The organism is Streptomyces sp. NPDC054770 (genome assembly GCF_053611985.1).
In genome coordinates this window covers 79,903-86,881 of record NZ_JBSHBL010000048.1, presented here as the reverse complement: position 1 = coordinate 86,881, position 6,979 = coordinate 79,903, and the positions used below count along the sequence as shown (strand labels likewise).

General features: G+C 71.6%; 5 protein-coding genes. 3 read left to right on the top strand and 2 right to left on the bottom strand.

Annotated elements, in window-relative coordinates; genetic code table 11:
- On the top strand, window positions 1–649 hold a 649-nt coding region (locus tag ACWGKQ_RS33770; protein ID WP_453295827.1), incomplete at its 5' end, for an acyl-CoA dehydrogenase family protein.
- Window positions 646–2,022: an FAD-binding oxidoreductase gene (locus ACWGKQ_RS33765; protein WP_453295826.1), complete on the top strand. Its 1,377-nt coding sequence runs from the start codon at window positions 646–648 to the stop codon at window positions 2,020–2,022. The genes ACWGKQ_RS33770 and ACWGKQ_RS33765, both read left to right, overlap by 4 nt.
- A gap of 51 nt (window positions 2,023–2,073) precedes the next feature.
- On the opposite strand, the gene ACWGKQ_RS33760 is transcribed toward ACWGKQ_RS33765, so the two are convergent.
- Window positions 2,074–3,525, bottom strand: coding sequence for an MFS transporter (locus tag ACWGKQ_RS33760; protein WP_453295825.1), 1,452 nt, complete (start codon window positions 3,523–3,525; stop codon window positions 2,074–2,076).
- Window positions 3,526–3,667: 142 nt separating this feature from the next.
- Between ACWGKQ_RS33760 and dusB the strand changes: the two genes are divergently transcribed.
- Window positions 3,668–4,810: a tRNA dihydrouridine synthase DusB gene (dusB, locus tag ACWGKQ_RS33755; RefSeq protein ID WP_453295824.1), complete on the top strand. Its 1,143-nt coding sequence runs from the start codon at window positions 3,668–3,670 to the stop codon at window positions 4,808–4,810.
- 7 nt (window positions 4,811–4,817) lie between these two features.
- Here the strand turns inward: dusB and ACWGKQ_RS33750 are convergent, their stop codons facing one another.
- A complete protein-coding gene (locus ACWGKQ_RS33750; protein ID WP_453295823.1) occupies window positions 4,818–6,944 on the bottom strand; it encodes a sulfatase-like hydrolase/transferase in 2,127 nt (708 codons plus the stop codon).
- Window positions 6,945–6,979 lie beyond the last annotated feature (35 nt).

The following is a 6,979-nucleotide window of genomic DNA, read 5'->3' as shown; positions in this document are numbered from 1 at the left end:
GGCGACCACCGACGAACCCGAGCCGAGGGTGGGCACCTTCCTGGTGCCGGGCGACGCACCCGGCATCGAGATCACCGGCCGCTGGGACCAGCTGGGCCTGCGGGCGAGCGGCAGCCACGACGTCACGTTCCGGGCCGTCGAGGTGCCGTACGAGCACGTCATCGGCATCGGCCCGCACGGCCCGGCCGCCGAGCAGGACAACCGCGCGGGCGCCGCCCTGCACCTTCCCCTCGCCGCCCTGTACCTGGGCGTGGCGCGGGCGGCGCAGTCCTTCTTCCACACGTTCGCGCACACGCGTGTGCCCGCCAACCTCGGCCACCCGGTGGCCCGTACGGAACGCTTCCGCAGGACGGCCGGCGAGATCGAGATCCTGCTGACGGCCGCCGAACAACTGGTGTTCGACGGGGCCGCCCGGGTCGACGCGGCCGAGCCGTCGTACACCCCCGAACAGGCCCTCGGCGCGCGCGTGCTGGCCGACCGGCACGGGGTACGGGCGGTCGAACTGGCCGTACGCCTGCTCGGCAACCCCGGCCTGGCCCGGGGCAACCCCCTGGAGCGGCACTTCCGCGACATCCAGTGCGCACCGGTGCACGCACCCCAGGAGGACATCGCCCTGCTGACGATCGGAACGAAGGCCCTGACCCCGTGACCACCGCAGACACCACCACCGCCCCGGCCCGGTTGCTGGGCCTGCTCGCCCGTGACCTGCCGCCCGACCGGCTGGCCACCGACCCCCGCACGCTGGCCGCGCACGCCACCGACCGCTCCGGCACCCACCCCGAAGGGCTGCCGACGGCCGTCGTGCACGTCCGGCGCACCGAGGACGTGACGGTGACCCTGCGGCACGCGCACGCGCTGCGGGTGCCGGTGGTTCCCCGGGGCGCGGGCACCGGCCTGTCGGGCGGGGCGACGGCCGGCGAGGGCTCCCTGGTCCTGGACCTGTCCGGGATGAACCGCGTCCTCGACCTGTCCCCGGACGACCAGCTCGCGGTCGTGGAGCCGGGCGTGATCACCGCGGAGCTGGACCGGGCGGCGGCCGCCCACGGACTGCGCTACGCGCCCGACCCGGCCAGCGCGGCCCTGTCCACGATCGGCGGGAACATCGCCACCAACGCGGGCGGCCTGCGCTGCGCCAAGTACGGCGTGACGCGGGACAGCGTGCTGGGTCTTGAGGCGGTCCTCGCCGACGGCACGGTGATCACCACCGGCCGCCGTACCGTCAAGGGCGTCACCGGCTACGACCTCACCGCGCTGCTGACCGGCTCGGAGGGCACCCTCGCGGTGATCACCGGGGCGACCCTGCGACTACGGCCGCTGCCGGCCGCGACGGCGACCCTGGCCGCGTACTTCGCCACGTTCGAGGCGGCGGCGCAGGCGTCGTACGCGATCGCGCGGGCCGGGGTGGTCCCGGCCCTCGCGGAACTGCTCGACGGACCGGTCCTGGAGGCCGTCGACCCGGCCCTGCGCGAGCGCGGCGCCGCCCTGCTGATCGTGCAGTGCGACGGCGCCGGGGCGGTCGCCGAGGCACAGGCGGTGGCCGACGTCCTGGCCCCGCTGGCCACGAGCGTGCGGACCACCACCGACCCCGCCGAGGCGGAAGCCCTGCTGTCCGCCCGCCGCCGGGCGCTCCCCGCGCTGGAACGCCTCGGCCGCCCCCTCATCGAGGACATCGCGGTGCCCCGCTCCCGGCTCGCCGAGGCGGTCCGCGGGATCCGCGCGATCTCCGCCCGCAACGGGACGCCGGTCTTCACCATCGCCCACGCGGCCGACGGCAACCTGCACCCGATCATCGTGGTCGACCCGGCCCTGGACCGGCTCCCGGACGCGGCCTGGGAGACGGCGGGCGAGATCTTCGCCCTGGCCCTGCGCCTGGGCGGCACCCTCACCGGCGAACACGGTGTCGGCGTCCTGAAACGCCAGTGGGTCGCCGAGGAACTCGGCCCGTCCGCCCACGCATTGCAACGCCGCCTCAAACAGGCCTTCGACCCACACGGAATCCTCAACCCGGGAAAGGCCTTGTGAGGCGGCCCGAAGCCCCTTCACCGGCCTCGGTGAACCTTCCTGGTCACAGCGCTACACGCGCTCCGCCGCCCCCGAGGCCGCGCGGATCTCCGGTGACTCCAGTCGTTCCGCGGCCCGCTCGGCGGTGGCGCGGGCCCAGCGGCCGTTCGTCAGGGCGCCCAGGACCAGGACCGCGAGGCCGCAGCCCGCGAGGATCCACCAGCCGGGGCGGGCGGCGGAGACGAACCTGCCGGCGTATGACGACGAGCCGATCCCGGAGGCCAGCACCGCGCCGATCACCGCGACGCCGAGGGTCTGGCCGAGCTGCCGGCTGGTGGAGGCGACCGCGGCGGCGACGCCGGCCTGGGACCTCGGCATGCCGGAGACCGCCGTGTTGGTGATGGGGGCGTTCACGAAGCCGAAGCCGATGCCGAACAGCACGTAGCCGAGGAAGAGGCTGGTGTTCGAGGTCTCCGCCTCGAACGCGGCGAAGAGGACGGCACTGCCGGTCATCGCGACCCCGGCGATCACCAGCGGCAGACGCGGACCCCGGCTGCCGACCAGGCGGCCCGCCAGCGGGGCGCACAGGAACATCGGGACCGCCATCGGCAGCATCCACAGGCCCGCGTGCAGGGCGTCCAGACCGCGCACGTTCTGGAGGTAGAGCGTGGACAGGAACAGGAAGCCGCCCAGGGACGCGAACGCGCTGATCGCGATCACGGTGGCGCCGCTGAACGGCGCGGAGCGGAAGAAACGCAGGTCGATGAGGGGCTCGTCGCGGCGCGGCTCGTACCACAGGAGGCCCAGCAGCGCGGCGAGGGCCACCGCGGCGAACGGCAGGACCGTGCCGGTGCCCGCCGTCGGCGCCTCGATGATCGCGTAGGTCAGCGAGCCGAACAGCGCGATGACCAGGACCTGGCCGACCGGGTCGGGGCGGCGGGCCTTCGGCGCCCGGGACTCCGGTACGAAGCGCAGCGTCAGCAGTACGGCCGCCAGGCCCACCGGGATGTTGACCCAGAAGATCGCGCGCCAGCCCACCGACTCCACCAGCAGGCCGCCGACCAGCGGGCCGGCGGCCATGGATATGCCGACCACCGCACCCCACACCCCGATCGCCCGGGCCCGCTCACGCGGGTCGGTGAAGGTGTTGGTGATGATCGACATGGCGACGGGGTTGAGCATCGAACCGCCCACCGCCTGGACCATGCGGAACGCGATCAGCGAGTCGAGGTTCGGTGCCAGCGAGCAGAGCAGCGAGCCGATCGAGAAGACGACCAGGCCCGTCATGAAGACCTTCTTGCGGCCGACCCGGTCGCCTGTCGACCCCGCGAGCATCAGCAGTGAGGCCAGGACCAGGGTGTACGCGTCGATCGTCCACTGCAGACCCGCGGTCGAGGCGTGCAGTTCGCGCTGCATGGACGGCAGGCCGACATTGAGGGCGGTGGTGTCGAGGCTCACGATCAGCAGGCTCATGCAGCAGATCGCGAGGACGAGCATGCGTCGGCGGGGGCTCAGCTCGGGCATGGCTCACATCGTACGCCCGTTTCAATAGTGCGTCTAACTAATGACTGCTACATGATCATGACGGAGGGTGCGGAAGGGACGGTTGTCCACAGCCCGGACGAGTGCCGGACGAGCACCGCGCTCCGTACGCGACAATGGGGGAATGCCCGAGCCCATGTCCCCCCTCCAGGTCGGCCCGCACACCGTCCGGCCGCCGGTCGTCCTCGCCCCCATGGCGGGAATCACCAACGCGCCCTTCCGGACCCTGTGCCGGGAGTTCAGCGGGGGCAAGGGCCTGTTCGTCAGCGAGATGATCACGACCCGGGCGCTGGTCGAGCGCAACGAGAAGACCATGCAGCTGATCCGCTTCGACGAGACCGAGAAGCCCCGGTCCATCCAGCTGTACGGCGTCGACCCGGCCACCGTCGGCAAGGCCGTCCGCATGATCGCCGAGGAGGGCCTGGCCGACCACATCGACCTGAACTTCGGCTGCCCGGTCCCGAAGGTCACCAGAAAGGGCGGCGGGTCGGCCCTCCCCTACAAGCGGAACCTGCTCCGCGCCATCCTCCGGGAGGCGGTGAGCGGCGCCGGCGACCTCCCGGTCACCATGAAGATGCGCAAGGGCATCGACGACGACCACATCACCTACCTCGACGCCGGCCGCATCGCGGTGGAGGAGGGCGTCACGTCGATCGCCCTGCACGGCCGCACCGCCGCCCAGCACTACGGCGGCACCGCCGACTGGGAGGCCATCGCCCGCCTGAAGGAGCACGTCCCGGAGATCCCCGTCCTCGGCAACGGCGACATCTGGTCGGCCGAGGACGCCCTCAGGATGGTGCGGGAGACCGGCTGCGACGGGGTGGTCGTGGGACGCGGCTGCCTGGGCCGGCCGTGGCTCTTCGCGGACCTGGTCGCCGCCTTCGAGGGCCGGGACCAGGACGTCCTCAGGCCCGCTCTCCGCGAGGTCGCCGACATCATGGTCCGGCATGCCACCCTGCTCGGCGAGTGGCTCGGCGACGAGTCCAGGGGCGTGGTCGACTTCCGCAAGCACGTCGCCTGGTACCTCAAGGGCTTCGCGGTCGGCAGCGAGATGCGCAAGCGCCTCGCCGTCACCTCGTCCCTGGCCGGACTCCGCGCGGGTCTCGACGAACTGGACCTGGACCAGCCCTGGCCCACCGGCGCCGACGGGCCCCGCGGCCGTACGTCCGGCAACAACCGGGTGGTGTTGCCGGACGGCTGGCTGAAGGACCCGTACGACTGCGCGGGCATCGGCGAGGACGCCGAACTGGACTCGTCCGGCGGCTGATTCGCCGCTAGTTCGACTTGGGGTGCGGCGTGGAGCCGTACGCAGTCAGGAACTTGTCGCGGAACGCGCTCATCTTCCACACCGGGGCGTTGTGCGCCGGGCGCAGGCCGTCGGTCCAGTTCCAGGAGTTGATCGCGTCAAGCACCTTCGGGTCCTTGGCGACGATCGAGATCGGCACGTCCCGGCTGGCGTGGTTGCCGCTGACCCGGGCGATCGGCTGGTGGTCGCCGAGGAAGACCAGCACCGTGTTGTCGTTGCCGTAGCGCTGCAGCCACTGGGTGAGCGCGGTCACCGTGTACTGCACCGACTTGCCGTACTCCTGCCGGGACTTGGTGGTGTCGGCGATGACGTCGGACGCCTTGTTGCCGGCCTTCTGGATGGCGTTGAAGATCGAGCCGTCGCCCAGCTGGTCCCACGGCACCATCTTCGGGATCGGCGCCCACGGCTGGTGGCTGGAGGTCAGGATCAGGAACGACATCCGGGACTTGCCGTCGGCCGGCTTCTTGCTGTGCACCCGGTCCTGGAACTGCTGGAGCGCGTACTGGTCGGGCATCGTCGACCAGCTGAACTTCGGTCCCTTGTAGCCGAGCTGGAAGGCGTTGTAGACCTTGTCGAGGCCGTAGAAGCTCTGCTCCGGCCAGCCCTTCTGGATACCCGGCATCACACCGACGGTGTCGAAGTCGCCGGTCTTCTTGAAGGCCTTGGTCAGGCTGAGGTGGTCGCTGGCCATGACGGTCCGGTAGCGCTGCTGGTTGCTCACCCACAGCCCCGACATCGTCGTCGAGTGCCCGAGCCAGCTGCTGCCGCCGTACGTCGCCGACGTCAGCCAGCCGCTCTTCGCCGCGTAACCGGCCTTCTTCAGCATCGCCGTCTGCGCGTCCAGCGTCTTGTCCACACCGGGCGCCTCGATCGGGTCCTCGATCGCGCTGCGGCCGTAGCTCTCGATGAACGTGAAGACGACGTCCTTGCCGCGCAGGGCCGGCACCAGCTGGCTGCCCGGGGTGTTCCCGAAGGCGTCCACCTTGGCCACCTTCTGGAACTCCGCCTCGTCCTTCAGCGTCTCCCGGACGGACCGCACCTGCGTCTTCAGGGCGGCGGTCGCCTTCTGCGCGGCGATCGGCGACCCGGCGATCTGCAGCCCGAGAGCACTGCAGGTGATCCAGACCACGCCGATGATCAGGGTGGTCCGGGTGGCGCGCGCCCGGACCCGGGTGAGCTCGTTGGCGACCCGTACGGTGGCCAGCGCGACCAGCCCGATCAGCAGGAAGATCAGCACCATGGCACCGGCGGTGATCGCCAGCTCGGCGGTCCCGCCGAGGGTGTCCTTCAGGTAGCTGCGGGCGTCGGGCAGCAGCGACCAGTCCAGGATGATGTTGAAGGGCCGGCCCAGGTAGTCGACGAAGCCCATGTTGAAGAAGTCGATGATGGTCAGCGCCCCGACCACCGCCCCCGCCAGCGCCGACAGCACCAGCCGGGCCCGCCGCGGCAGGCTCAGCAGCACCACCGCGCCCATGATCGCCTCGGCCGGGATCCGCACGAACGTGACCGCCTTCAGCCCGCTGAGCGTGTTCGGCATCAGCAGGCAGGCGTAGACGAGCAGGGCGGACACGGTGGTGAGCGCGATGGAGAGCACACGAGCCGCGGTGGGGTGCTCCTTGCGCCAGCGCTGCCATATCCGGGGCCGCCGGGCGGGGGTGGCGGCATCGGGAGCCGGCAAGGTTTCGGCCTCTGCCTCTGCCTCGACCTCTGCCCCGGCTGCCGCCTCAGGCTTGGCTTCTGGTTCTGCTTCCGCCTCGGGCTCGGCTTCGGGCTCTGCTTCCGCCTCGGGCTCGGCCTCAGGCTCGGCTTCGGCTTCAGGCGTGGTCTCGGGGCCGGGGGCTTCTTCGGGGGCGGCCGCTTTCTCGGGCTCGGCGGCGGCCGCCTCGGCTATGCCCGCCTCTTCGGACTCGGACTCGGACTCGGACTCGGGAGCGGCCGTTTCCGCTTCCGCCGAGGCGGCGGCAGGGGCTGCCGTCGCCTCGTCCTCCGCGGTCTTCTCGACCTCTTCTGCTTCGGCCTCCGTGGTCTGCGTGACCTCAGCCTCGGTCTCCCCGTCCGTACTGGATGACTGGCGTGTGCTCGTGTGCTGAGGCAACCCGGAGGTCCTTCCGTGCGAGACCCGTGAAACGG

Coding starts and splice junctions, on each gene's coding strand:
- ACWGKQ_RS33760 (WP_453295825.1), bottom strand. CDS start 3,525: ATGCCCGAGCTGAGCCCCCGCCGACGCATGCTCGTCCTCGCGATCTGC.
- dusB (WP_453295824.1), top strand. CDS start 3,668: ATGCCCGAGCCCATGTCCCCCCTCCAGGTCGGCCCGCACACCGTCCGG.